This is a genomic window from Lysinibacillus sp. SGAir0095 (genome assembly GCF_005491425.1).
Taxonomy (GTDB): domain Bacteria; phylum Bacillota; class Bacilli; order Bacillales_A; family Planococcaceae; genus Ureibacillus.
The window spans coordinates 1,282,875-1,309,374 of the sequence record NZ_CP028083.1 but is presented as its reverse complement, the minus strand read 5'-3'; the positions used below and the strand labels follow the sequence as shown (position 1 = coordinate 1,309,374).

Sequence of the window (26,500 nt, the reverse complement as noted above, 5' to 3'; positions counted from 1 at the left end):
TGCTCAAAAAGCAGGTGGATTCGTGTAGAAAGGAGCACAATTTCTTATTTAAAAATTTTATAAGTAGTCTGTCCAGACCTCGAGTTGCTCCCAGGAAGGGTTAGACTGAAGGAAGTGAAGTGCATGATTGATTTCTCGCTCTGCACTCATCTTAGATGAGGACACACAGACAAGAGCGATTCTTGTCCGTTGCCACACATTTTGATGATCGATTTCTGCAACAGAAACATTAAATTTCTGCTTTGTTCGGGTAATCATTCGCTGGAGAACTGCTCGCTTTTCTTTTAACGAATGTGAATCAGAAATGATAAACTCAGCTTCCGCATAAACGATCATTATCGTTTAATTTCCTCCATCACGAAGGCTTCAATAATGTCGCCTTCTTTAATGTCATTGAAGTTTTTAATCGTGATACCACATTCGTAACCTTTTGCTACTTCTTTTGCATCGTCCTTGAAGCGTTTTAGTGAATCTAAATCCCCTTCAAATACAACGATACCTTCGCGAATGATACGAACGCCCGAGTCACGAGTAATTTTACCTTCCGTTACATAAGAACCAGCAATTGTACCAACTTTTGATACTTTAATCGTTTGACGAACTTCCGCTTGCCCAATGATTTTCTCTTCGAATTCTGGATCAAGCATCCCTTTCATCGCTGCTTCGATTTCTTCGATTACTTTGTAGATAATGCGGTGTAAACGGATATCAACGCCTTCTTCATCGGCAGCACGTTTTGCATTAACGTCAGGACGAACGTTGAATCCAATCACGATTGCGTTTGAAGCTGCAGCAAGTGAAATATCCGATTCTGTAATCGCACCAGCGCCAGTGTGAATAATTTTCACGTTTACGCCTTCTACATCGATTTTCATTAATGAAGCAGCCATAGCTTCTACCGTACCTTGAACATCTGCTTTTACGATTAAGTTTAATTCCTTAACATCGCCATGAGACATTTGCTCAAATAGGTTATCTAAAGTAACGCGTTGTTTTTCAGAACGGCTCGCTTGGATAGCAGTCATTGCACGAGATTCACCCACTTGGCGAGCTGTTTTCTCATCTTCAAAGACTACAAAACGGTCACCAGCTTGTGGTACTTCGTTAATACCAGTAATTTCAACCGGTGTTGAAGGGCCTGCTTCTTTAACACGACGGCCAAGGTCATTAACCATAGCACGTACACGTCCGTAAGCATGACCTACTACGATTGGGTCACCAACACGTAAAGTTCCGTCTTGAACTAGTAATGTCGCAACAGATCCACGGCCTTTATCTAGCTGAGCTTCAATTACAGAGCCAATCGCTGAACGACTTGGGTTTGCTTTTAACTCGGCTACTTCAGACACTAATAGTATCATCTCTAATAGCGTATCAATACCTTCACCTTTTAAGGCAGATATTGGAACGAAAATTGTATCGCCGCCCCAATCTTCAGGTACTAAGCCGTGTTCAGTTAATTCTTGCATTACACGATCTGGATTAGCTGATGGCTTATCCATTTTGTTTACTGCCACAATAATTGGCACTTCTGCAGCTTTCGCATGGTTGATTGCTTCAACTGTTTGTGGCATTACACCGTCATCAGCAGCAACAACAATGATTGCTAAATCCGTAATACTTGCACCACGAGCACGCATTGTTGTAAACGCAGCATGTCCTGGAGTATCTAGGAATGTAATTTTCTTGCCATCAATTTTCACTTGGTATGCACCAATATGTTGTGTAATTCCACCTGCTTCACCAGCAGTTACTTTTGAATTACGAATTGAGTCAAGTAAAGTCGTTTTACCATGGTCAACGTGGCCCATGATTGTTACAACTGGTGGACGTATTACTTGTTCTTCTTCGACAACTTCTGTTTGATCGAAGTAAACATCTAGGTCTGTTTTATCAATACGGATTTCTTCTTCTACTTCTACGCCGTAATCCGCACAGATTAGCTCGATTGCATCTTTATCTAATTCTTGGTTGATCGTTGCCATAACGCCAAGCATGAATAATTTTTTGATGATTTCAGATGGTTCACGGTGAAGCTTTTTCGCTAATTCTGCAACTGATAAGCTTTCATAAAATGTAATTTTTTCCGGTAACTCTTTAGGAGCTTGTGGAATTGTTGGTTGGTGTGTTTTAGGATGGCGACGTTTGCCTCCATGGATACCCGGCTTTTTACGTTGTTGATTGTTGTTAAAGCCGCCTTTATTTTTGTTGTTGTTTGAGTTGTTATTATTATTTTGGGACATATTTCGATTTTGGTTACCTTTTGCATTCTTAAATTTTTCGCCACTGTTTTGTGACGTCGATCTTTGTTCGTTAGACGAATTGTTTGATGGACGATTCGCTGAATTACTGTTAGACGGTCTGTTAGATGAATGATTAGATGGTCGATTTTGGCCATTTGTCGGTCTGTTCTGCCCATTTGTTGGTCGGTTTTGCCCATTTGAGGGTCTGTTTTGACCATTCGAAGGACGATTCGCTGAACTGTTGCCTGGGCGATTTGGACGATTTGATTGCTCATTTGTTTGTGTTCTTTGTCCACTCGGTGCAGCTTGTTTCTTTTCATGACGTACTTCTGTGTTTCTTGATGCAGAACTTGATCCTTTAAAAACAGAATCCAATTTTGTAACAGCATCGCCTTCAAGCGTCGACATATGATTAGAAACCGTAACGTTAAGCTTTTTAAGCTCTTCGATTACCTCTTTACTTGATTTATTTACTTTTTTCGCATATTCATGAACTCTTAATTTGGTCATCTGCTCACCCCCGATTAATTTTCGTTGAGTAGACTAGATATCTTTTTCGCAAATCCGCTATCTACAATAGCTATTGCGACACGTGCTTCTTTACCAATTGCAGTCCCTAGCTGGTAGCGATCACCAAACACATGATACTCAACGTTATAATACGTACATTTATCTTGAATCTTCTTGCTAGAATTTTTTGAGGCGTCATTTGCTAGTAGTACCAGCTTTGCTTTATTTGTACGTATTTGATTCACTACTAACTCTTCCCCAGTAACTATCTTCCTAGCTCTAGCTGCTAAACCTAGTATTTGGAGTAGTCTTTCACTCATAGAATGGACTCCCTGCGGATCAGTTTAATCAATTCATCATAAACCTCTTCTGGGATTTTCACTTCTAGCTGGCGATCTAATATATTTTTCTTCCGAGCAGTTTCAACTGCTTCTTCCGATTTTGAGATATAAGCTCCACGTCCAGATTTCTTTCCTGTTACATCAACAGATACTTCGCCTTCTTTTGAGCGTACAACACGTATCATTGATTTTTTAGGCAAGCTTTCACCTGTTACGACACATTTACGTAAAGGAACTTTTCTTTGTGTTGCCATAAGAATTCACCTTCCTTTATGAATAAGCACTTTACTTAATCATATATACGCTTTACAGCAATGATGCTTATTCTTCGTCGTCTTGATAAAGATCATATGTTACATCTTCATCATAGAAGTCACTATCATTATCAGCGTCATCGCTTGCAATGAAGCGACTAGATTCGTTTGGATAAATTCCTGCTTCGCGTGCATCTGTTTCACTCTTGATATCAATTTTCCAGCCCGTTAGTTTCGCAGCAAGACGTGCATTTTGTCCACGTTTACCGATAGCTAGTGATAATTGATAGTCTGGTACAACTACTGTTGTAGACTTTTCTTCTTCGTTAACGATTACATCAAGCACTTTTGATGGGCTTAAGGCATTTGCAACAAATACAATCGGATCTTCTGACCATTCTACGATGTCAATTTTTTCTCCGTTTAACTCGTTCACAATATTTTGTACACGAGCACCTTTTGCACCTACACAAGCACCAACTGCATCAATCTCTGGATTGTGAGCATGTACAGAAATCTTAGAACGATCTCCAGCTTCACGAGCGATTGATTTAATTTCTACGATACCTTCAAAAATTTCTGGAACTTCCATCTCGAAGAGTCTGCGAAGTAATCCTGGATGAGTGCGAGATACAATTACTTGAGGTCCGCGTGTCGTACGCTCAACCTTCGTAATATAAACGCGAATGCGGCTTTGTGGTTTATATGCTTCACCTTGGATTTGTTCGTTTACAGGCAATGCAGCTTCTACTTTACCTAAGCTTACATAGATGTTACGAGCATCCTGACGTTCAATTGTTCCGTTTACAATATCGTCAGTGCGATCTACGTATTCTTCGTAAATAATACCGCGCTCTGCTTCACGTACTCTTTGTGTTACAACTTGTTTTGCTGTTTGAGCAGCAATACGTCCAAAGTTACGAGGAGTTACCTCTTGTTCCAAAACGTCCCCAATTTCATATGCAGGGTTAATGTCTTTTGCATCCTCAAGAGCAATTTGAAGACGATCATCTTCAACTTCCTCTACCACATCTTTACGGGAATATACTAACATTGATCCGTTTTCTAAATTTAAATCAACACGTACATTCTGCGCCTGATTAAAGTTGCGTTTATATGCTGTTACTAATGCAGCTTCGATTGCTTCAACTATAACTTCTCTTGAGATACCTTTTTGTTGCTCCAGAGCAGTTAAAGCATCTAGTAAATCACTACTCATTTTTTCGTTCACTCCTAATATTCAGTTATGATGAAAAATCGATTGCTAGTCTTGCTTTTGCGATTTTTTCATTTTCAATAAAAACAGTTAATTTACGTGTTTTAATACGAACTTCAAGTTCTAAGCCTTCTTTAGTATATGATCTTAGGTAACCTTGGAATTCTTTCATATCTTTTATTGGCTCATATGTTTTAACATAGATAAATTTGCCTACTGATTTTTCAAAATCTGATTCTTTTTTCAATGGTCGTTCAGCACCTGGTGAAGAAACTTCTAAATAGTAGTTTTGCTCGATTGGGTCTTTTTCATCCAGAATTTCACTTAGACGCTCACTAACAAGCGCACACTGTTCAATATCAATGCCGCCTTCTGGTGTATCAATATATACACGAAGGAACCAATTGCGTCCCTCTTTTAAAAACTCAATTTCGACAAGTTCAAGGTTCAACTCTTCTACAATTGGCGTAACAAGTTCTTCAATTACTGACGTTACTTTGCTCATAGTATCCTCCCTACGTAATTGTCTCTTGCCTTTTTTTCACAAGTATCGGTTTATATAAACTAAAATTTCACTAAAAGATGAGATTTTATGCCTTTTTCACACTAATTATTGAATAGATTTTAAATCATAATCAGTATAAAAACAGAAATTCCACCAGGGCGTGGTGAAATTTGAGACGAACCGAATGTGTCTGTAAGAAAAATTTGGATAAGCGTAACAACAGAAAAGAGCGGGAAAAGCCCCACTCTTTTGCTGCAAAACTATCAACAAATTATTACCATAACAATAGCACAATTTTAATGTTATTGCAAATTTACGTAAAAGTGTTACCTAATTGGCAGTTTAAATTGTCGCTTATTTTAGAACAAGGACAACTGGTTAGCATCAGGTAAACCTTCCAGACAACCTAATGTATCCATGTATTCAATAAGTGATTTTGATACTCTGCCTCGTTGCTGTAAGTCTTCTTTTGACAGGAACTCACCATCTTGTCTTGCGGCAACAATTGCCTTCGCAACGTTTGTCCCAAGACCAGGAATAGCATCAAATGGGGGTATTAATGTTTTGCCCTCGATGATAAATTCACTTGCTTGAGAACGATATAAGTCTACTTTTTGGAAGCTCATTCCACGTTCGCACATTTCTAAAGCAAGCTCTAATACTGTCATTAAATCTTTTTCCTTTTTCGAAGCATCTAAACCTTTCACATTTATATCATCAATACGAGAGCGAATCATCGCAGAGCCTTGTGTCATAGCGATCAAATCGAAATCACTTGCTCGAACAGTAAAGTATGCTGCGTAATATAAAATAGGATGATGCACTTTAAACCACGCTATACGCACTGCCATCAAAACATAGGCAGCGGCATGGGCTTTAGGGAACATGTATTTTATTTTCTTACAAGAATCGATATACCATTCCGGAACACTTTGTGCACGCATTTCTGCTTCCATTTCTTCTGTTAAGCCTTTCCCTTTACGAACCGACTCCATAATTTTAAAGGCAAAGCTTGGCTCTAATCCTTGATAGATTAAATAAACCATAATATCATCACGACAACCAATTACTTCTGAGAGTACACATGTGCCATTATGAATTAATTCTTGCGCATTGCCTAACCAAACATCTGTCCCATGGGATAAACCAGAAATTTGGACAAGTTCACTAAATGTTGACGGTTTTGTATCCTCAAGCATTTGACGAACAAATCGTGTACCAAACTCAGGGATACCTAGTGTACCCGTTTTAGTACCTATTTGTTCTACTGTTACACCAAGGGATTCTGGTGTAGAGAAGATTTTCATTACTTCCGGGTCATCTGTTGGGACCGTTTTTGGATCAATTCCAGATAAGTCCTGCAGCATCCTAATCACGGTCGGATCATCGTGTCCCAGTATATCAAGCTTTAACACGTTGTCATGAATAGAGTGGAAGTCGAAATGAGTTGTTTTCCATTCTGAATCCTGTGCATCAGCCGGGAATTGAACCGGTGTAAAATCATAAATATCCATATAGTCCGGTACTACGATAATACCACCTGGGTGTTGTCCGGTTGTACGTTTAACACCTGTGCACCCTTGCACAAGACGATCCACCTCTGCCCCGCGGAACGAAAGATTATTATCATTCGAATAACCCTTTACATAGCCATATGCTGTTTTTTCTGCAACAGTACCAATCGTTCCAGCACGGTATACATAGTCCTCTCCGAATAGTACCTTTGTATAGTTATGGGCCTGTGGCTGATATTCTCCTGAGAAGTTCAAATCGATATCAGGAACCTTGTCTCCTTTGAATCCAAGGAAGGTTTCAAAGGGAATATCCTGACCATCTTTTTTGTATTGTGTCCCACAATTCGGACATTCTTTGTTCGGCAAGTCGAAACCACTACCAACGGAACCATCATCGAAGAATTCAACATTTTTACAGTTTGGACAAATGTAATGAGGCGGCAATGGATTTACTTCTGTAATTTCCATGAAGGTCGCAACAAGAGAAGACCCAACCGACCCACGGGAACCTACTAAATAGCCATCTGCAAGAGACTTTTTCACGAGCTTAGCAGAAATTAAGTAAATCACTCCGAATCCGTTACCTAAAATCGACGTCAGCTCTTTCTCAATACGAGCTTTCACGATTTCTGGAAGCTCTTCCCCATATATTTGATGAGCCATCTCATAAGTTAAATTCGTTACTTCCTCATCCGAGCCCTCAATTTTTGGTGTATAAAGGTCATCCTTAATAGGTTTTACATCACCAATCATTTCGGCAATTTTTTGTGGGTTCGTCACGACAATTTCTTTTGCCAGATCCGGTCCTAGAAAATCGAATTCTGTCAGCATTTCATTCGTTGTACGGAAATGAACTGCAGGTAGTTTGTATCGGTTTAATGGGTTTGCCCCTCCCTGGGAACCGACTAGTATCTGACGGAAAACAGCATCATTTTCATTTAGATAATGTACATTCCCTGTTGCCACTACCGGTTTATCCATTCTTTTTCCTAGCTTCACTAATTTACGAATGATATCCTCCAGATTCCATTCATCGTGAATCACGCCACCCTCTATTAAGGGAGCATAGACTGGCTTAGGCTGCACTTCGATATAATCATAGAATTTCGCAACCTTTTCCGCCGCGTCACTTGATTTATTCATCATCGTTTCAAACAATTCTCCGTTATTACAGCCAGATCCAACAATTAAGCCATTTCGATGCTTTACTAAGTCGGAGCGGCGAATACGAGGTACACGATGGTAAGTTTTTGTATGGGCAATTGTAATTAACTTAAATAGGTTTTTCAATCCATCATTATCAGCCGCCAAAATTGTACAATGATATGGACGGGATTGTTTATAGCTTTCATCACGATTAATTTGTTCGTTAAATTCATCGTGATAATTTATGCTATGCTGCTCTTTTGCGTCTTTTAATAAATGAAGCATTAACTCGCCTGTTGCCTCTGTATCATAGATGGCACGGTGATGCTGGGTTAACTCAATGCCATATCGTTTACATAATGTATTTAATCGATGACTTTTTAATGTTGGGTTCAAGAACCTCGACAGCTCTAATGTATCGATAACTGGGTGGATCACACCTTGTATCCCAGCTTTTTCGTAGGCTGTATATAAGAAGCCCATATCAAACGAAGCATTATGTGCTACAACGATTGAGTCCCCAATAAACTCTTTAAACTCCGTTACGACTTGATCGACTTCGGGTGCATTTGTGAGCATATCGTCGGTAATATGCGTCAGTTCTATAATCTTGGCTGTTAGAGGTTTATGTGGATTTGCAAAGCGTTCGAATTTCTCAATTACTTTGCCTTCCTTGATCTTTACAGCCGCAAGCTCAATGATGGTATCGTATGCAGTGGATAGACCAGTTGTTTCCACGTCGAATACAACGAAGGTTGCATCATCAAGCTCAATATGCTGTTCTGCATAAGCGATTGGTGCCCCATCATCTACTAGATTGGCTTCTATTCCATAGATAATTTTAATGCCATGTTTTTTTCCTGCTGAATAGGCATCTGGGAAACCTTGCGCTACGGCATGGTCAGTAATGGCAATGGCAGGGTGCCCCCATTTAGCAGCCTGTCCAACTAACTGTTCGATCGGCGTCACAGCATCCATTTGACTCATTGGTGTATGTAAGTGAAGCTCTACCCTTTTTTCTCCTTCAGGCGCTGTATCTTTACGTGATTCCTTGAATACCTCATTAATGTCTTGTGCCATTACTACTAAATCGCGAACAAAAGTATCGTTTTGAACGGAACCTCGAACCTTGACCCACATCCCTTTTTTCAGTTGTGCCATACGTTCAGCATCCTCTTTATCACGAGAGAACATTTTCACTAGAATTGAATCCGTATAGTCTGTCATTTTCAACTCTAAAAGGGATCGTCCACTTCTAAGCTCTTTGATGTCAACAGCAAATACAAAGCCTTCAAGAACAACTCGGCGTTCTTCTTCTACTACGCGGCGAATTTCCATTATATCTGTGTCTTTAATATGGTTTCCTAGCTGGAACGGACCACTGCTAGCAACAGATTCAGGATTATCTGTTTTAGCTTTTTCACGACTTTGGAAGTCCTCCATCGCTTTTCTAGCAAGCTCGGCTTCTTCTAATTGTCTTTTCTCAATATATTGCTGTTGTGCTTCTTTCATTTCATCAGTTGCTTCAACTAATTGGAAGTCAACAGAAAACTGTGGGAATCCTAAACTTTCATAGGCCTCTACAATTTTTGATGTGTATTTTGCCTTCAATGTCAGCTGTTCCATTTCCGCCATACAAGAAACATTTAATTTATTTCCTGTCCATTTTGGAATTTGCGTCAATAAACGATTTTTTACTGGAGGAGAAGCATCCAGTTGCTCTACAGCAGTTAACCAATAATCAGTAATCAGCTGTTCTGTCACTACCGGATTTCTAGCTTCTATTGTTATTGATGCCTGGGCAATATGGGAAAACTGCTCCGCCATTCTTGTCCGGAATAGTTGATACAGCTGAAAAGGTAGAATGTTTTCTAATTGAATGGCAAAACACCAGACGCGATTTTTTTTATGCACGGTTAGTCGAGTAAGCTCCCCTTTTTCAAAAAAAGACATGTAGACATCTTCCGTTAGTTGTAGCTGTTGTATAAGCGTTAAAAATCGTTCTCTTGCTTCTTGGTTGTCTACCATTTTACTCACCACCTGTTTTAATTTATTTGCTTTCGTAAAAAGACGATTTTCGCAAAGATACGAAAATCGATTTTTTAGTGTGTGAAACCTTGATTAATGTTAATGAGACCTGAAAATTTCGTTTAAGTGGTCGATTAGTTCTTCTTTTGCCCACTCAAAAGTTTCACCAGTTCTTCTAATCTTGACTTCGACAATGCCTTCATTCGCACGTTTTCCGATTTTTACACGAACTGGTAGACCAATTAAGTCAGCATCAGTAAATTTCTCATCGGCTTCCTTCTCTCGATCATCAAACAAAACCTCAAACTGATAGAAGGTTAATATATTATATAGCTCTAACGCTAAATTGTATTGAACTTCATCTTCCCTATCTAACGGGATTAGGTGAAGGTCGAATGGCGCAATTTGATTTGGCCAATAAAAACCATTGTCATCTTGATAATTTTCCGCCATCACTGCCAATATTCTAGAAATCCCGAGATGAAAACTGTTCATAAGAATTGGCCGAGATTCCCCATTTTCATCAGTAAAATTGGCATTTAATTTTTCAGAGATGCTAATACCTAGATTACAGATCTTGCCTACCTCGATCCCTTTTTTAAATAGAATTGTTCCTTGTCCGTCAGGGGAAGGATCACCTTCCTTTATATACCTGATGTCCTCATACATACTAATGGCAAAGTCACGTTCAGGAGAGACATTAGTGTAATAATAACCTTCCTCATTAGACCCGGCCACTCCATTTCGAATGGAGTGAATGGCGTGATCAGCAACAACTTTCACATCAATAGGTAATTTGATAGGGCCAATCGATTCAAAAGGACAGCCTAATAGTTCCTGAACCTCTTTTTCTGTAGCTAAATAAATAGACGAAGCTTTTAATACATTCTGTAGTTTATAAGGATTAATTTGATGATCTCCTCGTGCAAGTACTACTACAAATTCTCCATCTATCCTAAATAAAAATGCGTTGATACAACTTGTTTCTTCTATGTTAAAAAATGTACAGACTTCTTCTGTCGTTTTCACGTTTGGTGTAGCAACCTTTTCCAATGGCTTTATCTGGAAATCTGATGGGACTATTTCATTTACTACCTGTGCTACTTCAATATTTGCCGCAAACTTTGAGTCATTGGAATAGGCAATGATTGTATCTCCAGCGTCCGATGCAACGATAAATTCCTTTGCAGATGCGCTATCTCCCACACCTGGATTGGCATCAATTATTTCATAGTGCAAGCCTAACTTACTAAATAAATTAGAATACACTTGGATCATTTCACTATAGGAAATTTCTAAACTCTCTTCATTTGCATGGAAGGAGTAAGCATCTTTCATCAAAAATTCACTGCTTCGCAATAAACCTTTCGTGTTGCGTTGTTCATTGCGATATTTCGTTTGTATTTGGTAAAAAGTGATGGGTAAATTTTGATAGGATTGATCTTCCTCAGCTATTAACATGGTAATAGCACTCTCATATGATGGCGCAAGAATTAAATTTTGTTGGTTGTCGTTTGATACCTGAAAGACTTCTCCATGACCACCCTCAAAATTATTGGTTTTTTCTTGAACAGCTTGCAACTGCAAAGTAGGTAAACCAATTTCTACTGCTCCTAAGGCTTCCATCTCTTCATGAATCATTTTTTCTAATTTATTTATTACACGCTTGGCTAATGGTAAATAGGAATACACACCACTTGTACTTTGACGGATGAATCCAGCACGAAGTAGCATTTTATGAGATTTCACTTCTATTTCTGAAGGAATTTCTTGTAGCGTTGGAATTAACGTAGAACTTTGTTTCATATGCTCCACCTTTTCTCTTCATAAATCACTCATTTAGCATATCATACAACGGAGTTACTTCGTACGTACAACTACTATTTATATCGAAATTTAGTATATTATTAACGATTTAAAGCATAAAATATCCAATTTTTAAAATAGGCACCAAAGATTACCTTGGCTATCATCCATAAAAAGCAACAGCTAACCTCTGAAGGTTTTATAATCTTGGACTTTTTTATTGGTTAATCCAAATCGGGTTTAGTTTGAGTTTTATACCATAGTCCCTTTAAAACTTACTTTACTATTCGCAAAAAAAGTTAACCTTATTCACTATGGATTTTACCACAAATGAATAAGGTTAAGGTAATGGCTGTTTAGTTTGTATAGAATGCTTTCCAGCAAGTTCTAGTGGTCATTCTCCACTTCTATCATCCAGTTGATCTCGGAGCTGAACGATCGTTCGCCACTTTTCTTGTTGTCTAGTTCCGAACGATAGCTCCTCATCAACTTCAGATTCGCCTGCAAGGACAAAGAGCGTCCTTTTGTCGAATCCTCTGACGCACATGGACGTGCTAATGTCGACAATGCCACAGGAGGTGGCGTTTTTGTCGACCAGTTGATTTCGAAGCTGAACGATCGTTCTCCACTTTTCTTAAAAGAAGAATCTCTGGATGTCATTCCATGTTACGACGACCATCAGGATCATTAATAAGACGATTCCCACGAAGTGAACCAGACCTTCTTTTTGACGATCTACTGGTTTTCCGCGCAATGCTTCTATACCGAAGAATAATAATCTTCCACCGTCAAGAGCAGGTAATGGTAATAGGTTCATGATACCTAGATTGATACTTAAGACTGCTGCCCAGTTCATCAGATTATAGACACCATATTTGGCAACCGTCTCTGTTGCTTTATATATACCTACTGGACCAGATAGGGCATCGATTGTAAATTGACCTGTAATTAAGTCGCCTAACAGTCCTAGAATCAGAACAGTATAATCATACGTTTGAGTAACTCCAAAGACAATTGCTTTTAGCGGATTTTTCTCTACAGGACTTTGATACATGACACCAATTTGTCCGTATTCTTTGCCACTTTCCTCTAGGGTCTCTGGCGTCATCGTGAGCTCGATATTCTGTCCGTCACGTTCTACAATAAGCGTTAACGACTCACCTGGTTTTTCTTGAACGGTTCCGGATAATTCTTGCCAATCTTCTACTGGTTGTCCATCAATTGCTTTTACATAGTCTCCAGCTTTCATGCCAGCTTCTGCTGCCGGTCCATCTTCTACGACATCGTAAATGATTGGTTCATAAGTCGGCACCCCTTGCATTAGCGCTATAAAAGCAAAAACAATGAAGGCTAAAATGAAGTTAAAGAGCGGCCCAGCGAAAATAGCCATTGCCCGCTGCCCTACAGTTTTTGAATTAAATTGACGATCATAAGGTGCAATAATTGTTTCAGTACCATTTTCAATAATCATTGCACTTCTGGATAGATTAATTCTTACAAATTGATCGTCTTCATCGTACCCTTCAATCCATAGCCCTTTCTCAAGGTCGGCACGTTCTACTTCCATAAATAGAACATTCGGGTTTTGTACATTCTGGTTTAAATAAATTTTTTCGGCTTCGTTATTTTTGTTAAGGATTAAACCTACACGGAAACCAGGCTGTAGTTCAACTGAATCAGTATCTTCTCCTGCCATACGAACATAGCCACCAATAGGCAATAATCGAAGTGTATATAACGTTTCACCTTTCATCATTCCAAAGATTTTCGGACCCATTCCAATCGCAAATTCACGAACTAAAATTCCTGCTCGCTTTGCAAAAATAAAATGCCCAAGTTCATGGAAGAATACTAGGGAGCCGAAAACAATGATAAATGCTATAACAGTTTGCATATCATCCCACCTTCAAAGTGCATGTTATCTTATTCTATGCTTGCTCTGTCTATTTTACCATGCTCTCTACTGATTTTCTTGTTTGGCTATCTACATGTAATATAGTTTCTAGATCTGGAACTAGAATATTATGATGATTATTCATAATTTGTTCAATAACTTCTTCTATCTGAAGGAAAGTTATTTTTTCTTGAAGGAATAACCCTACCGCTGCTTCATTTGCTGCATTCATCGCAGTTAACAGTGTTCCCCCAGCTTGTCCAGCATCATAGGCAAGCTTTAATGCACGGAACCTGTCAAAGTCAACTTCTTTAAAATTCAGTTGGGCAACCTTAGCTAAATCTAAACGAGTGCCTTCTATAAGTGGTAAGCGATCTGGATAGCTTAGCGCATATTGTATAGGTACACGCATATCAGGTGTCCCTAATTGTGCCATTACACTTGTATCATGATACTCAACTAGAGAATGAATAATACTTTCTTTATGTAATAAAACATCAATTTTTTCAAACGGCATATCAAATAAAAAATGAGCTTCTATTACTTCCAACCCTTTATTCATCATCGTTGCAGAGTCAATCGTAATTTTTGAGCCCATCGACCAATTCGGATGATTTAATGCATCTTTGACTGTAACGTGTTTTAATTCATCACGTGTCTTGTCACGGAATGAACCGCCTGATGCTGTTAAGATTAATCGTTCAATTTGTTTGGGATTTTCACCATTCATAGATTGGAAAATAGCGGAGTGTTCACTATCCACAGGTAAAATCGTTGCATTGTATTTTTTCGCTTCCGCCATAACTAAATGACCCGCAGTCACTAATGTTTCTTTGTTGGCAATAGCAATTGTTTTACCCATTTGTATAGCAGCTAATGTAGATTCTAACCCGACACTTCCTAAAACAGCATTCACAAGAACCGTAGAATCAGGATGTGTTGCTACTTCTACTAGTCCCTTTGTTCCGAAAGTAAAATGGATTTGCGGAAATTCTTTTGAGAGTTCAACTGCATCTTTTTCATCTTGTACAGAAACAAGTTCCGGACTTAGCTGAGAGATAATTTCACGAGTTTTTTCAATATTTCTTCCCGAAGATAATGCAACAAGTTGAAAACTCTCTGGATTGTTCAACAAAATATCAATAGTTTGCATCCCAACCGAACCTGTTGCTCCTAATAAGCTGATTTTCTTCATTATTTATCTTCCCTTCAAAACTATAAATAGTACTTCCTCTTAGTTCAGGGAAAATTCAAACTTTCCTCTGAACCAAGTGAAACGAAAATTGATACGTCTTTATTAGATAAAATGTAGGAAGTGCAATAGAGGCAATACAAATAATAGACTGTCAAAACGGTCCAATATCCCTCCATGACCTGGCAGTAGGTTCCCAGAATCTTTCACACCATAATGACGTTTAATGGCTGATTCAACCAAATCTCCCATTTGACCAAAAATTGAAGCGATTACAGAAATCACTATTAAGACCATCCACGAAGAAGAAATCGGATAAATCATTTGCATGATACATGCAAGGACGACCGCACTAATAATTCCACCAACAAAGCCTTCAACCGTTTTGTTTGGCGAAATTTCTGGCCATAACTTCTTTTTCCCAAGTTTACGACCAATAAAATAAGCACCTGAATCGGTTGACCAGACTATTAGTAGAGCAAAAATGAGATATTCCAAACCTCCATTGCGTGTTTCAATTAAATAATGGAAGCCCATTCCAATATATAATGTACTAAGTGCTATAAATCCAACGTCATCAAAGGTAAAATGATTTTTTACAAGTACCGAATAGATCAATAACAATATGACACCGATTAGTAAGAAATCTAATTTAGTGTATTCGGTTTGCTCTAATAAATTGGATGTAACCGATGTCGGTAGCAATAAACTAAACGTAACGAGTATCCCAAGAATCCCTGGAATTGAAAATATCTTAATATGCTTCATCTTCAACAGCTCATAAAGTGCAACAGCTGCAAGTGCATAAACTAATAACGTAAAGGGTAGGTTACCTATCAGCAAAAAAGTAATAAATAATGCTCCTGCTACAACCCCCGTTATAATTCTTTGCTTCAATGTAATTATTCTCCTTTCAGTCCACCATAACGCCTGTTACGCTGCTGGTAAACTTGTATAGCTTCCATGAAGGTTTCTTGATTGAAATCTGGCCACAGTATATCAGTAAACCAAAACTCTGTGTAAGCAAGTTGCCATAACATAAAATTACTTAGGCGAACTTCCCCACTCGTGCGAATTAGCAAATCTGGCTCTGGAAGGTTCGAAGTTAATAAATATTGATCAATCATATTTTCATCTACTTCATCTAGCGTCAAATTTCCATTGTTCACTTCTATCATTATATCCTTCATTGCTTTAACAATTTCAGCTCGACTACCATAATTCATAGCAAAATTTAAAATAAGACCTGTATTATTTTTTGTTTTTTCCATCGCTTCATCTAAAGCAACCTTAGTATTCGTTGGTAGCCCTTCTTTGTCACCAATCATTTCTACCCGAATATTTCGTTCCATTAACTCGGGCATGAAGGAGTTTAAGAACATTTGAGGAAGGCTCATTAAGTAATCTACCTCTGTTTTAGGTCTTTTCCAATTTTCCGTAGAAAAAGCATATAGCGTTAATACCTTGATTCCCATATCATCTGCTATTCGAGCAATTTTACGTACAGTCTGCATCCCTTCATGATGCCCAGCAATTCTTGGCATTGCTCTTTTTTTTGCCCAACGTCCGTTGCCATCCATAATGATTGCGATATGGGAAGGTAAACATTCATTATTTAAAAGAGATTCCTTAACCTCCATCGAGTGCTTTCCTTTGTTTGACTTACTAAATAGCTTTTTTAACATCAGCAATTCCCCCACCTGACAACTTTTTGGACGTTTTCCTACTTATAAGATACGATACCAAAATTTTTAAGAATATGAAAAATATCGATTCTCGCGTAAAATAGCGAAAACCGTATTTTAATCATCATATCAAAAACAAATGATTGTGTCTTACGTTCTTTAGAATAACTACTAAATTTTTCAATTTTTTCATATATCTTATGTATTATTTTACCTAATTCGATTTTACCATATTGCTTTTGATGTGCATCTTGCTCGTTTTCCAAAATCGCACTCCATTCGCATTGAAAAAAGACGTCCCAACTAATAGGACGCCCTACTCTTGAATTAGTTCATCATTCATTTTTGATTTACAAAAATTTTGCAAATGATAAAATTGAAAATCAAGGATGCTATTTCTTATACTGATAAGATTTCTTTTTCTTTATCTTTAGCAACTTGATCCACTTTAACGATGTAGTCATCAGTTAACTTTTGAATATCATCCGTAAATCCACGTAAATCATCTTCAGTAATGTCGCCATTTTTTTCTAATTTTTTCAAATCATCATTCGCGTCACGGCGAACGTTACGGATTGCAACCTTTGCACTCTCAGCTTCTTTACTCACAACTTTTACTAGCTCTTTACGACGCTCTTCCGTTAAAGCTGGAATTGTTAAACGGATTACGTTACCATCATTTGTCGGAGTAATTCCGATATCTGATTTCATAATCGCTTTTTCAATTTCACCTAATATTGATTTGTCATAAGGCTGGATTACTAATAAGCGCGCTTCAGGCACAGAAACACCAGCTAATTGGTTAATCGGTGTTGGTGCACCATAATAGTCAACTGAAATTCTGTCAAGAAGTGAAGCATTTGCACGTCCTGCACGAATTGAAGCTAATTCACGAGAAAATGCAGAAATTGATTTGTCCATTTTATCTTTTGCTTGGGCTAATACTTGTTTAGGCATTAAAAGTTCCTCCTAACAACTGTACCGATTTTATCACCGAGTACTGCTCGTTTAATATTTCCTTTATTCATAATTGAGAATACTATTAATGGGATATCGTTGTCCATACATAAAGTGGAAGCAGTTGAATCCATTACCTGTAATCCTTGTTGAATTACGTCTAAATATGTGAGTGTGTCATATTTAACAGCAGTTGGATCAGTTTTTGGATCAGCAGAATATACACCATCTACATTATTTTTTGCCATCAGAATTGCATCAGCATCAATTTCCGCAGCACGTAAAGCAGCTGTCGTATCTGTAGAGAAGAATGGATTTCCTGTACCCGCAGCAAAAATCACAACACGTTTCTTTTCAAGATGACGTACTGCTTTTCTACGTATGTAAGGCTCTGCTACTTGTGTCATAACAATGGAAGATTGAACACGTGTTTCAATTTCCAGTTTTTCAAGAGCATCCTGAAGTGCTAATGAATTCATAACTGTCGCAAGCATTCCCATGTAATCCGCAGAGGCACGATCCATACCCATTTCGCTGCCTACTTTCCCGCGCCAGATGTTTCCGCCACCTACTACTACAGCAACTTCAACTCCAAGCTCTACTACTTCTTTAATATCTTCTGCAACTGACTTAATAATTTTTGGTGATAAACCATATCCAGCTTCTCCTGCTAAGGCCTCACCGCTAATTTTAATAACTACTCGTTCATATTGTGGCACACTCATAGTAAACCTCCGCAATTCAATTTTATTCTTCAAAAAATATGTGATTTTTCAATCCCTTGAAAAATAGGGAACACAGCTTTGTGTCCCCTATTTTTACTTATTATTAAAATTAGTTACCTTTAACTTGGTTCATAACTTCTTCAGCGAAGTTGTCTTCACGTTTTTCGATACCTTCACCAACAGCAAAGCGTACGAATGAAGTGATGTTACCACCAGTTGATTTTACGAAATCACGTACTTTTTGATCAGAATTTTTAACGAAAGTTTGATCAAGTAAGCAAATGTCTTCGAAGAATTTGCCAAGGCGACCTTCTACCATTTTAGCAACGATATTTTCTGGTTTACCTTCGTTTAGAGCTTGTTCAGTTAACACTTTACGCTCACGGTCTACTTCTTCTTCAGAGACTTCGTCACGTGATACATATTGAGGATTGATAGCAGCAATGTGCATAGCTACATCTTTCGCAGCTGACTCATCAGTAGAACCTTCAAGAACTACTAATACTCCAATACGTCCACCCATGTGTAGGTAAGAACCAAAAGCATCTACGTCAGTTTTAGTTTTAACTTCGAAACGGCGAAGAGTGATTTTTTCTCCGATTGTAGCAACAGCTGTAGAGATTAAGTCAGAAACTTTAACACCTTCAGCATTTGTAAGCTCTAATGCAGCTTCTACTGATTCTGGTTTTGCAGCTAAAATTAATTGAGCTAATTCAGCAACAAGTACTTGGAATTTTTCATTTTTTGCTACGAAGTCAGTTTCAGCGTTAACTTCTAAAATTACAGCTTCGTTTCCTTCAGCAAGGATATAAGTTGTCCCTTCTGCAGCGATACGGTCAGCTTTTTTAGCAGCTGAAGAAAGACCTTTTTCACGTAAGAAGTCAACAGCAGCGTCGATATCACCATCTGTTTGTACTAAAGCTTTTTTACAGTCCATCATACCTGCGCCTGTTTTTTCACGAAGTTCTTTTACTAATTGTGCAGTAATTGCCATTTGAAGTTTCCTCCTTGAGTTATCAATTATTAAATTTTTATTGTATATTTCTCTAACTTTAAAAAAAGGTGATAAGAGGGTTCATCCACTTATCACCTTTTGATCATCAGAAAACTGACTACTTGCGCCAAGTTTTCTAATAGTGAATTACTCAGCAGCTACTACTTCTTCCGCTGGAGCTTCAGATTCACCTTGTTTAGACTCGATTAGAGCATCAGCCATTTTAGCAGTTAATAATTTAACAGCGCGGATAGCGTCATCGTTAGCAGGGATTACGTAGTCGATTTCATCTGGATCACAGTTTGTATCAACAATCCCTACGATAGGAATATTTAATTTACGAGCTTCAGCAACAGCGATACGCTCTTTACGTGGGTCAACCACGAACATAACGTCTGGAATGCCAGCCATATCACGGATACCGCCTAAGAATTTAACAAGACGCTCGTGTTCTTTTTTAAGTTGGATAACTTCTTTTTTAGGAAGTACGTCGAAAGTGCCGTCTTCTTCCATTTTTTCGATTGCTTTCATACGAGCAACACGTTTTTGGATTGTACCGAAGTTAGTTAAAGTACCACCTAACCAACGTTGGTTGATGTAGTAGTTACCAGAACGCTCAGCTTCGTCTTTAATAGCTTCTTGAGCTTGTTTTTTAGTACCTACGAAAAGTACTTTACCGCCATCTTGGCCAACTTGGCGCATGAAGTCGTAAGCTTCTTCTAATTTTTTAACCGTTTTTTGTAAATCGATAATGTAGATTCCGTTACGTTCAACAAAAATGTATTTTTTCATTTTTGGGTTCCAACGGCGAGTTTGGTGACCGAAATGTACACCAGCTTCAAGTAATTGTTTCATTGAAATTACTGACATGTGTGTTTCCTCCTAATGTTTTGGTTTTTTTCCTCCGCATTTTTCATCTATAACAAGCAACTTTTTATTCAAAAAGCACCACTTACTACATCAAAATGCGTGTGTAATTAACACCAATTGATAATATATCACACTAATTTTTCTCGTGCAACATTTTTATGCATGGAACTTAATTAATAATTCGATTTCCGTCTTCCCTTTTTGCGTAAGTTTTGCTATTTCATCAATTGTTTTCCCTTGTTGGTAGAGGGTTATGACTTTTTGTTCAAAGGAAGGAAGAACCGTTAAATCTTTTTCCACAGTTTCAGTCTCTATTGTCTGTTTCACAGGTCGAACTTCATTCACTGTTTGTTGTTTATAAGCATTTGTTGCTACTTTTTTGGGTACTAAAGCTTTTGGTGGGATACTTTCTACTGGGTCCATTTTGGATGCACTTTCATCTTGAGCTGTAGAAGATAACCTTTGGGAATCCTCTGAATTAATCCTAGCCAATATTTGATTTTTTATTTCATTATTTTTTGACTCATTTTGTTTTATAGATGAAAGCTCATTAATGAGACGATCATTTTCTTCCTTCATCTCAACAAGATATAAACTAATTGCGTCGTCCATTTCTCGAATCAGCTGATCTTGTCGTTTTTCTAAATCTTTAAATTTTGCTATTTTGGTATTTAAAATAACGATGAAGTAAAAACAAATGAGCTGCGAAATAATCAATATGATTACTATACCTACGACCATACTGTTCTCCTATCCACTAAAATCGATAAAATTACCTTTAAAAGGATGCTTGGCATGCTCAGCTTCCTTTTCTTCTTTAAGCTGTTTTTTTTCTTCGGAGAAATTCTCTTCATGATTGTGCTGCTGCTCTTTATTATTCGAAATTTTATCGGTTTTTTCTGTGTCGCTAACTTGTAATTGTTTTTTCTTAATCTCTTTTTTTAATGCTTCATGGGCGTTTACCTGCTGCTGTGTCACATTTTGTTGATGATCATCTGCCAGTTTACCTGCATCAAAGGTCTTCGGAATGGCAACTTGTAGTTCTAAAGCCTTCAAACTCATCGAATTATCAATCCCCTTCACAAGAATAAATAGATGAATGGGAATAGAAATATAACTGTTCAGAGGAAGTAACTATAACTGAAACCGTTTCCTCCTGAGGTTGCTACAAAATTTATAATAATTTATTGAGCAAACTCGAGATAAATGGAATCACAAAAGACTAGGCGAATGTGAATCATTTATCACTTCTAATCCCGCTAGCTTAACATTTCATTTGAAAGAAGCTTTCTTAATTTAAATAATGCTTTTGAATGGATTTGTGATATTCTTGATGTTGATAAATTAAGCATTTCACCAATTTCCGTTAATGTCAATTCCTCTGTATAGAACAGACTTAGTACAAGCTGTTCCTTTTCACTTAAGTTTTTAATATTTTCGGAAAGATCTTTAATCAATTCCATATGGACAGTTTCTTGCTCAGGCGTTCTTGTACGATCATCTCTAATTACAAAAGCTTTCCCTTCTGACTCTTCCTGATCTTGCTGTTCGTTAATCGATAAAACACTGGAGAAGAAGTGCTCCTGTACTGTTTGATATACTTCCTCTACTGATAAATCCATATATTGAGCAAGCTCATCCGGCGTCACACTACGCATAAGTTGTTGTTCTAATTTTTCAATTTGTGCTTCCATCTTCTTTGACTTTTCACGTGCAGAGCGAGGTAGCCAATCTTCTTTTCTTAATCCGTCTATAATAGCACCTCTCACACGGAAGGAAGCATATGTATCAAATTTTAAATCTCGATTTATGTCAAACTTATTTAATGCATCAAAGAGTCCCATCATACCTAAACTCATTAAATCATCTCTTGATACATTTTTAGGAACACTCGCACCTATTCTTTGAACATGATAGGATACTAGTGATTGATATTTTTTTATTAGTATATTACCTGCCTCTGGATCGCGATCATTGAGCCAGCAATTCCAAAGAGTTTGTTCGTTGTCTGCTTGAAGTTGTCGTACCATAAAATGCACCTCACACTAAAATTGTTTTTAGGATATAGCATCTTTCTACTTCGTTATCGATGATACTCTATCCATCCGACATCTGCCTCTAACTTTAGTAACAGATTACAGGTTTTTTCTATGAAAAACAAAAGACTTTATTACTATTCAATACTATAATTAATTTCATCATCAATTTAAGGATATTAGCCATTTATAATAGGTATTATTTACTACCTCTCCCTATCCAGCATGTGCGTTCCTTACTAACAAATATTATATCAAATGATAATAAAAAAACACAGATTTCTATTAAACTAAATTTTTTACCTTACAAACCAAAATTTGAGAGAGAAGGTTTAAAAGCAATTCAGATTAGGTACAATTTTTTAGCGTGATTGATTTAAATGAAAATCAGCTTCTTAAAAGATGCTCGGTACACAAAAAAAGAGCCGTTTTGCGACTCTTTAAGTTTGATCATTCGTAATATACTGGTTCGTATAAACCTTCAAATGATTAATTCTTCACAGATTCATCTTGGAGCATCATTGTTTGAACTACTTTTGCAATTTCTTCTGTGCTTTGGTCCTTAAACTCCATTGTTGAGGTACTGGCATCAGGATTCGTTTGATTGCTCTTATTACTTAACAACTGCTCCCGTAATCGTTCATTTTCTTTGTTAAAGCCATCGAATAAATCATCATTCGGAGTATATAGTACATACTTAAGAAGATAGCGAATAGCAAACATTGCCATAAAAGATGCAACAGCGGCTATCAAAGAGCCGACTAAATTAGTATAGGGTATCGAAGTATCCGAGAGTGTATAAAAGAAATATATTGAAAATCCAAGGATGCCCGCCCAAAAGTTGTATAATATTGATCCGTACATTATATTTCGCTCACTCCCTGATTTACAGTTCGAATATTCAGTAGACATGTGACTGGATTAAATTCAATCGTTCTTCCACTATTGCCCCCTGTATCTTCAGCAACGATTGGAATATTGTTTTTAGATAGTTCTTTTTTCACCGCTTCAACATTCCGAGGGCCGATACGCATTGAATCTTTGTCTGATGTGAACTTAAACATCTGTGCACCGCCAGCGATTTTTGCTTTTAAACGGTGCGGTTGAACGCCAGCTAAACGCAGCTTATCAATGAGTGCCTTGATACCAGTATTTGCGAACTTAGCTTCATTAATTGTTTCAGTTCTCGCTAAACTGGAATCAGGTAACATGATATGAACTAACCCAGCAATATTTTTTGTTTCATCATATAACACAACACCTACACATGAACCTAATCCTGAAGTACGAATTGTGTCTGGCATTTTAACTACATCCATTTGTGCAATTCCAACCTTAATAACTTGACTAGTACTAGATTGGACCATTTTATGAGACTCCTAGTGCCTTAAACATACTTGCAAAAGAATCAGGATCTGGTAGTAAGAAGAAATGCCCGTGAACTTCATTACGATTATCAAAACCTTCTTCAAAAATGGATGTATTAATGACAATGACTTGATCACTAACCTCAGAAATTTCGATTAGCCCCGTACTTATAATGGCTCCAAACATATCAACACTTAAACCTGGAACTGTTGGGTACAATTTCATCCCAGTAAAGTCTGATAACGCTGATAGATATGAACCCGAAAGAATATTCCCTAATTCCTGCATTGCGGATAAGCCAAGCTCTGGTGGCTTGCTATCACTAAAGCTGAATCGGTCATCATTGATTAAACTTTGAATAAACCTGTTTGCCTGTTTGATTGGTAAAATAAAGAACATGCTCCCCTCAGCATCTCCTTCAATACGAAGGAAGATGCCGACAACAACAGTTTCAGCTCCCCCAGCAAGTTCCATCATTTCATTAAATGAAACCATTTCAACTTTTGGGACATGCATATCAATTTTCCTATTTAATAAACTGGAAAGTGCTGTGGCAGCATGGGCAGCACCTATATTTCCAATCTCTTTTAGGATGTCTAAATGCAATGATGTTATTTGTTTAATTTCCTTCATCACTCGCAAATCCCCACTTTATAACAGATTGGCTAACTTATGTTTATGGATTTAACACTTTATCTAGATGCAATAAAATTAATAATCGGTTCTCTAGTTTTGCGACGCCGGATATGAAATCTTCTTCATTTGACCCTACTACTTCTGGTTGTGGTTCAATCGCGTCAGTTGGAATATCAATTACATCATTTGCTGAATCAACTATAAAGCCGACTTCCATTTCTTCCAGTGTAATAATAATAATTCTTGTTGTTTCTTCGTTGTTTGATACCGGTAATCCAAATCGTTCACGCAAATCAATCAGTGGTGTTACGACTCCTCGCAAATTAATAACACCCTTAACAAATTCGCGTGTTTTCGGAACGCGAGTAATATGCATTAACTTTTCGATTCCTTGTACGTTCGATACCGGAATTGCATATTCTTTATCGGCAAGTTGGAAAACAATTACTTTTAAATACTCCTGATCTACAGCAGTCATAAACTACACCTCTTTCATTTCAATTCATTACTTCATTAACGCATTACAATCCACAATTAGAGCAACTTTTCCGTTTCCTAATATCGTAGCACCAGAAATTGCAAAGATATTTGTTAAGTAGTTACCTAATGATTTCAATACAATTTCCTGCTGACCAATAAAGGTATCCACTACTAAACCTGCAAGCTTGTCTCCTTTACGAACGATGACAACTGAGTGGTATTCGTCTTCTTGTTTTGGCGTTCTTGGAACATCAAAGATTTCGTCCAAGAAGATAAGTGGTACGACCTTGCCTCGGAAATCAATTACTTTTTGATTATGTGCATTGAGAATATCGCTATTTTTTATAATCGATGTTTCAATGATTGAAGATAAAGGTATAGCATAGATTTCTTGTTCAATTTCAACTAACATAACTGAAATGATCGATAATGTTAATGGAAGCTGGATTGAGAAGATAGATCCAACCCCTTCTGTTGATTCAATTGAAATATTTCCACCAAGTGACTCAATTGTCGTCTTCACAACATCAAGACCTACCCCACGTCCGGAAATATCCGAAATAACTTCAGCAGTTGAGAATCCAGATGCTAGAATTAATTCATTAATTTGTTTATCGCTCATGGAAAGTGCAGATTCTTTCGTTACGATTCCTTTTGAAATAGCTTTTTTAAGTACACGCTCACGGTTAATACCCGCACCATCATCTTCAATTTCGATAAACACATAGTTGCCGCTGTGGTATGCACGTAAGGTAACATTTCCTTCTTCTGGCTTCCCATTTGCACGTCGTACTTCTGGGCTTTCGATACCGTGGTCAACTGAATTACGAATTAAATGAACAAGTGGGTCACCGATTTCATCGATAACTGTTCGATCTAATTCAGTTTCCGCACCCAGGATTTCAAGATTAATCTTCTTCTTGAGATCACGAGATAAAGTACGTACCATTTTAGGGAATCGGTTAAATACGGTTTCAATCGGAATCATACGCATTGTTAGGACAATATTTTGTAAGTCTCCCATTGTTCGGCTCATACGCTCGACTGTTTCATTTAGCTCTGAATGATTTACTTCTGTAGCAATCGACTGAAGACGCCCTCTATCAATTACTAATTCTTCAAATAAATTCATTAAAATATCTAATCTTTCGATACTAACACGAATTGTTTTACTTGCAGCATGCTTTGTTGTAGAAGGCTTTTGGCTAGTTTCTTCTTTTTTCGCTTCAGCATTTGGAACAACTGTCACATCTTCAGCTGCTAGTTCTATTACCTCTTCGGATTCCACAACTGCAGACTGAACAAATAAGTCCTCTGAAATTTGTGTAATCGTAACACTATCAACCTCAGAAACTTTTAGTATTTTGCTGCGTAATTCGTCAGCATCTGTTTGCGTAATTAATGCGACTTTAAAGTCCTGGTCAAATTGTTCTTCTTCAAGCTTGTCCACTGTAGGAGAGGATTTTACGACATCTCCATTTTTCTCTAAGATATCAAATACCATATAGACACGTGCCGCCTTTAAAAGACAGCTATCCATTAACGTTACTGAAACTTCAAAAGCATTGTACCCTTGCTCTGTAGATTGTAGTAAAACAGTTTTTTCAAAATCATCATATTGTAATTGAAGTGCATTTTCCAATACAGTTGTCGATGCTGCCACCTCTGCAGCAGCAGTTTCACTAGGCGTTGATTCTTGTTGAATGGATTCACCAGACTCAATACGTTTTAGTTTTTCAACAGTTTGGGAAACATCTTTTTTCCCATCTCCACCTCCGGCTATACTCATAACCATTTCTTCTAGGTGATCAACTGATTCAAATACAACATCAAGAATTTCTGCATTTACTTGAATTTTTTCGTTACGAATTGCATCAAGCACATTCTCCATTTTATGGGTTAAATCAGCTAAATCCTCATACCCCATTGTTGCTGACATACCTTTTAATGTATGAGCAGAACGGAATATTTCGTTTACAATTGCTAAGTCATCTGGATTTTTTTCAAGTTGTAACAAATTGTCGCTACATGATTGTAAATGTTCCTTACTTTCTTCAATGAACATTTCTAGATATTGGTTAAGTTCCACTTAGAAAACAC

25 protein-coding genes are annotated in these 26,500 nt (G+C 37.6%); all 25 read right to left on the bottom strand.

Features of this window, described 5'->3' with window-relative positions:
* Nucleotides 1-57: 57 nt before the first annotated feature.
* Nucleotides 58-336, bottom strand: coding sequence for a DUF503 domain-containing protein (locus C1N55_RS06425; protein ID WP_137728058.1), 279 nt, complete (start codon nt 334-336; stop codon nt 58-60).
* A complete protein-coding gene (gene infB, locus C1N55_RS06420) occupies nt 336-2,753 on the bottom strand; it encodes a translation initiation factor IF-2 (protein ID WP_137728057.1) in 2,418 nt (805 codons plus the stop codon). Before infB ends, C1N55_RS06425 begins: the two co-directional genes overlap by 1 nt.
* A gap of 14 nt (nt 2,754-2,767) precedes the next feature.
* Nucleotides 2,768-3,073 (bottom strand): YlxQ family RNA-binding protein, encoded by a 306-nt coding sequence (locus tag C1N55_RS06415; RefSeq protein WP_137728056.1) that lies wholly within the window; start codon nt 3,071-3,073, stop codon nt 2,768-2,770.
* Nucleotides 3,070-3,348, bottom strand: coding sequence for an RNase P modulator RnpM (gene rnpM / locus C1N55_RS06410; protein WP_137728055.1), 279 nt, complete (start codon nt 3,346-3,348; stop codon nt 3,070-3,072). The genes C1N55_RS06415 and rnpM overlap by 4 nt, the downstream gene beginning before the upstream one ends.
* Nucleotides 3,349-3,415: 67 nt before the next feature.
* Nucleotides 3,416-4,567, bottom strand: coding sequence for a transcription termination factor NusA (nusA, locus tag C1N55_RS06405; RefSeq protein WP_137728054.1), 1,152 nt, complete (start codon nt 4,565-4,567; stop codon nt 3,416-3,418).
* Between the two features lie 25 nt (nt 4,568-4,592).
* On the bottom strand, nt 4,593-5,069 hold the full coding sequence (rimP, locus tag C1N55_RS06400; protein WP_137728053.1) for a ribosome maturation factor RimP: 477 nt from the start codon (nt 5,067-5,069) through the stop codon (nt 4,593-4,595).
* Nucleotides 5,070-5,428: 359 nt separating this feature from the next.
* A complete protein-coding gene (locus C1N55_RS06395; protein WP_137728052.1) occupies nt 5,429-9,757 on the bottom strand; it encodes a PolC-type DNA polymerase III in 4,329 nt (1,442 codons plus the stop codon).
* Between the two features lie 99 nt (nt 9,758-9,856).
* Nucleotides 9,857-11,563: a proline--tRNA ligase gene (locus C1N55_RS06390; protein WP_137728051.1), complete on the bottom strand. Its 1,707-nt coding sequence runs from the start codon at nt 11,561-11,563 to the stop codon at nt 9,857-9,859.
* Nucleotides 11,564-12,197: 634 nt separating this feature from the next.
* On the bottom strand, nt 12,198-13,457 hold the full coding sequence (gene rseP / locus C1N55_RS06385; RefSeq protein WP_137728050.1) for an RIP metalloprotease RseP: 1,260 nt from the start codon (nt 13,455-13,457) through the stop codon (nt 12,198-12,200).
* A 49-nt stretch (nt 13,458-13,506) separates the two neighbouring features.
* The gene (gene dxr, locus C1N55_RS06380; protein ID WP_137728049.1) at nt 13,507-14,652 is read right to left on the bottom strand and encodes a 1-deoxy-D-xylulose-5-phosphate reductoisomerase; all 1,146 of its coding nucleotides are present in this window, start codon (nt 14,650-14,652) and stop codon (nt 13,507-13,509) included.
* A gap of 102 nt (nt 14,653-14,754) precedes the next feature.
* Entirely contained in the window at nt 14,755-15,546 is a 792-nt protein-coding gene (locus tag C1N55_RS06375; RefSeq protein ID WP_137728048.1) for a phosphatidate cytidylyltransferase, read from the bottom strand.
* Nucleotides 15,547-15,551: 5 nt separating this feature from the next.
* Complete coding sequence (locus C1N55_RS06370) at nt 15,552-16,334, bottom strand: undecaprenyl pyrophosphate synthase (RefSeq protein ID WP_137728047.1); 783 nt, start codon at nt 16,332-16,334, stop codon at nt 15,552-15,554.
* A gap of 38 nt (nt 16,335-16,372) precedes the next feature.
* Complete coding sequence (locus tag C1N55_RS06365; protein ID WP_137728046.1) at nt 16,373-16,600, bottom strand: hypothetical protein; 228 nt, start codon at nt 16,598-16,600, stop codon at nt 16,373-16,375.
* Nucleotides 16,601-16,733: 133 nt separating this feature from the next.
* Nucleotides 16,734-17,291 (bottom strand): ribosome recycling factor, encoded by a 558-nt coding sequence (frr, locus tag C1N55_RS06360; protein ID WP_137728045.1) that lies wholly within the window; start codon nt 17,289-17,291, stop codon nt 16,734-16,736.
* Complete coding sequence (pyrH, locus tag C1N55_RS06355; RefSeq protein ID WP_137728044.1) at nt 17,291-18,016, bottom strand: UMP kinase; 726 nt, start codon at nt 18,014-18,016, stop codon at nt 17,291-17,293. The genes frr and pyrH overlap by 1 nt, the downstream gene beginning before the upstream one ends.
* 109 nt (nt 18,017-18,125) lie before the next feature.
* Nucleotides 18,126-19,010 carry a translation elongation factor Ts gene (gene tsf / locus C1N55_RS06350; RefSeq protein WP_137728043.1) on the bottom strand — a complete coding sequence of 295 codons (885 nt, stop codon included), beginning with the start codon at nt 19,008-19,010 and terminating at the stop codon, nt 18,126-18,128.
* 147 nt (nt 19,011-19,157) lie between these two features.
* Nucleotides 19,158-19,880, bottom strand: coding sequence for a 30S ribosomal protein S2 (gene rpsB / locus C1N55_RS06345; protein WP_137728042.1), 723 nt, complete (start codon nt 19,878-19,880; stop codon nt 19,158-19,160).
* 156 nt (nt 19,881-20,036) lie between these two features.
* Complete coding sequence (locus C1N55_RS06340) at nt 20,037-20,621, bottom strand: hypothetical protein (RefSeq protein ID WP_137728041.1); 585 nt, start codon at nt 20,619-20,621, stop codon at nt 20,037-20,039.
* A 9-nt stretch (nt 20,622-20,630) separates the two neighbouring features.
* Nucleotides 20,631-20,942 (bottom strand): RNA polymerase subunit sigma, encoded by a 312-nt coding sequence (locus C1N55_RS06335; protein ID WP_137728040.1) that lies wholly within the window; start codon nt 20,940-20,942, stop codon nt 20,631-20,633.
* Between the two features lie 197 nt (nt 20,943-21,139).
* Nucleotides 21,140-21,910 (bottom strand): FliA/WhiG family RNA polymerase sigma factor, encoded by a 771-nt coding sequence (locus C1N55_RS06330; protein ID WP_137728039.1) that lies wholly within the window; start codon nt 21,908-21,910, stop codon nt 21,140-21,142.
* Between the two features lie 495 nt (nt 21,911-22,405).
* Nucleotides 22,406-22,780, bottom strand: coding sequence for a hypothetical protein (locus tag C1N55_RS06325; RefSeq protein ID WP_137728038.1), 375 nt, complete (start codon nt 22,778-22,780; stop codon nt 22,406-22,408).
* Nucleotides 22,780-23,283 carry a chemotaxis protein CheD gene (locus C1N55_RS06320; RefSeq protein ID WP_137728037.1) on the bottom strand — a complete coding sequence of 168 codons (504 nt, stop codon included), beginning with the start codon at nt 23,281-23,283 and terminating at the stop codon, nt 22,780-22,782. Before C1N55_RS06320 ends, C1N55_RS06325 begins: the two co-directional genes overlap by 1 nt.
* A gap of 1 nt (nt 23,284) precedes the next feature.
* Nucleotides 23,285-23,917, bottom strand: a complete 633-nt coding sequence (locus C1N55_RS06315) for a chemotaxis protein CheC (protein ID WP_137730554.1) — start codon at nt 23,915-23,917, stop codon at nt 23,285-23,287.
* 43 nt (nt 23,918-23,960) lie between these two features.
* Complete coding sequence (locus C1N55_RS06310; RefSeq protein WP_137728036.1) at nt 23,961-24,398, bottom strand: chemotaxis protein CheW; 438 nt, start codon at nt 24,396-24,398, stop codon at nt 23,961-23,963.
* Nucleotides 24,399-24,425: 27 nt separating this feature from the next.
* Complete coding sequence (locus tag C1N55_RS06305) at nt 24,426-26,489, bottom strand: chemotaxis protein CheA (protein WP_137728035.1); 2,064 nt, start codon at nt 26,487-26,489, stop codon at nt 24,426-24,428.
* Nucleotides 26,490-26,500: the final 11 nt, after the last annotated feature.

Bases quoted from the DNA above. Each gene is read 5' to 3' on its own strand.
- rseP (WP_137728050.1), bottom strand. From the start codon at position 13,457: ATGCAAACTGTTATAGCATTTATCATTGTTTTCGGCTCCCTAGTATTC.
- C1N55_RS06415 (WP_137728056.1), bottom strand. From the start codon at position 3,073: ATGAGTGAAAGACTACTCCAAATACTAGGTTTAGCAGCTAGAGCTAGG.
- C1N55_RS06330 (WP_137728039.1), bottom strand. From the start codon at position 21,910: ATGGTACGACAACTTCAAGCAGACAACGAACAAACTCTTTGGAATTGC.
- C1N55_RS06315 (WP_137730554.1), bottom strand. From the start codon at position 23,917: ATGAAGGAAATTAAACAAATAACATCATTGCATTTAGACATCCTAAAA.
- C1N55_RS06370 (WP_137728047.1), bottom strand. From the start codon at position 16,334: ATGTTAAAAAAGCTATTTAGTAAGTCAAACAAAGGAAAGCACTCGATG.
- C1N55_RS06320 (WP_137728037.1), bottom strand. From the start codon at position 23,283: ATGGTCCAATCTAGTACTAGTCAAGTTATTAAGGTTGGAATTGCACAA.
- rnpM (WP_137728055.1), bottom strand. From the start codon at position 3,348: ATGGCAACACAAAGAAAAGTTCCTTTACGTAAATGTGTCGTAACAGGT.
- dxr (WP_137728049.1), bottom strand. From the start codon at position 14,652: ATGAAGAAAATCAGCTTATTAGGAGCAACAGGTTCGGTTGGGATGCAA.
- tsf (WP_137728043.1), bottom strand. From the start codon at position 19,010: ATGGCAATTACTGCACAATTAGTAAAAGAACTTCGTGAAAAAACAGGC.
- C1N55_RS06425 (WP_137728058.1), bottom strand. From the start codon at position 336: ATGATCGTTTATGCGGAAGCTGAGTTTATCATTTCTGATTCACATTCG.
- nusA (WP_137728054.1), bottom strand. From the start codon at position 4,567: ATGAGTAGTGATTTACTAGATGCTTTAACTGCTCTGGAGCAACAAAAA.
- frr (WP_137728045.1), bottom strand. From the start codon at position 17,291: ATGCCTAAACAAGTATTAGCCCAAGCAAAAGATAAAATGGACAAATCA.
- C1N55_RS06335 (WP_137728040.1), bottom strand. From the start codon at position 20,942: ATGAGTTTGAAGGCTTTAGAACTACAAGTTGCCATTCCGAAGACCTTT.
- pyrH (WP_137728044.1), bottom strand. From the start codon at position 18,016: ATGAGTGTGCCACAATATGAACGAGTAGTTATTAAAATTAGCGGTGAG.
- infB (WP_137728057.1), bottom strand. From the start codon at position 2,753: ATGACCAAATTAAGAGTTCATGAATATGCGAAAAAAGTAAATAAATCA.
- C1N55_RS06395 (WP_137728052.1), bottom strand. From the start codon at position 9,757: ATGGTAGACAACCAAGAAGCAAGAGAACGATTTTTAACGCTTATACAA.
- rimP (WP_137728053.1), bottom strand. From the start codon at position 5,069: ATGAGCAAAGTAACGTCAGTAATTGAAGAACTTGTTACGCCAATTGTA.
- C1N55_RS06390 (WP_137728051.1), bottom strand. From the start codon at position 11,563: ATGAAACAAAGTTCTACGTTAATTCCAACGCTACAAGAAATTCCTTCA.
- rpsB (WP_137728042.1), bottom strand. From the start codon at position 19,880: ATGTCAGTAATTTCAATGAAACAATTACTTGAAGCTGGTGTACATTTC.
- C1N55_RS06310 (WP_137728036.1), bottom strand. From the start codon at position 24,398: ATGACTGCTGTAGATCAGGAGTATTTAAAAGTAATTGTTTTCCAACTT.
- C1N55_RS06325 (WP_137728038.1), bottom strand. From the start codon at position 22,780: ATGTACGGATCAATATTATACAACTTTTGGGCGGGCATCCTTGGATTT.
- C1N55_RS06340 (WP_137728041.1), bottom strand. From the start codon at position 20,621: ATGGTCGTAGGTATAGTAATCATATTGATTATTTCGCAGCTCATTTGT.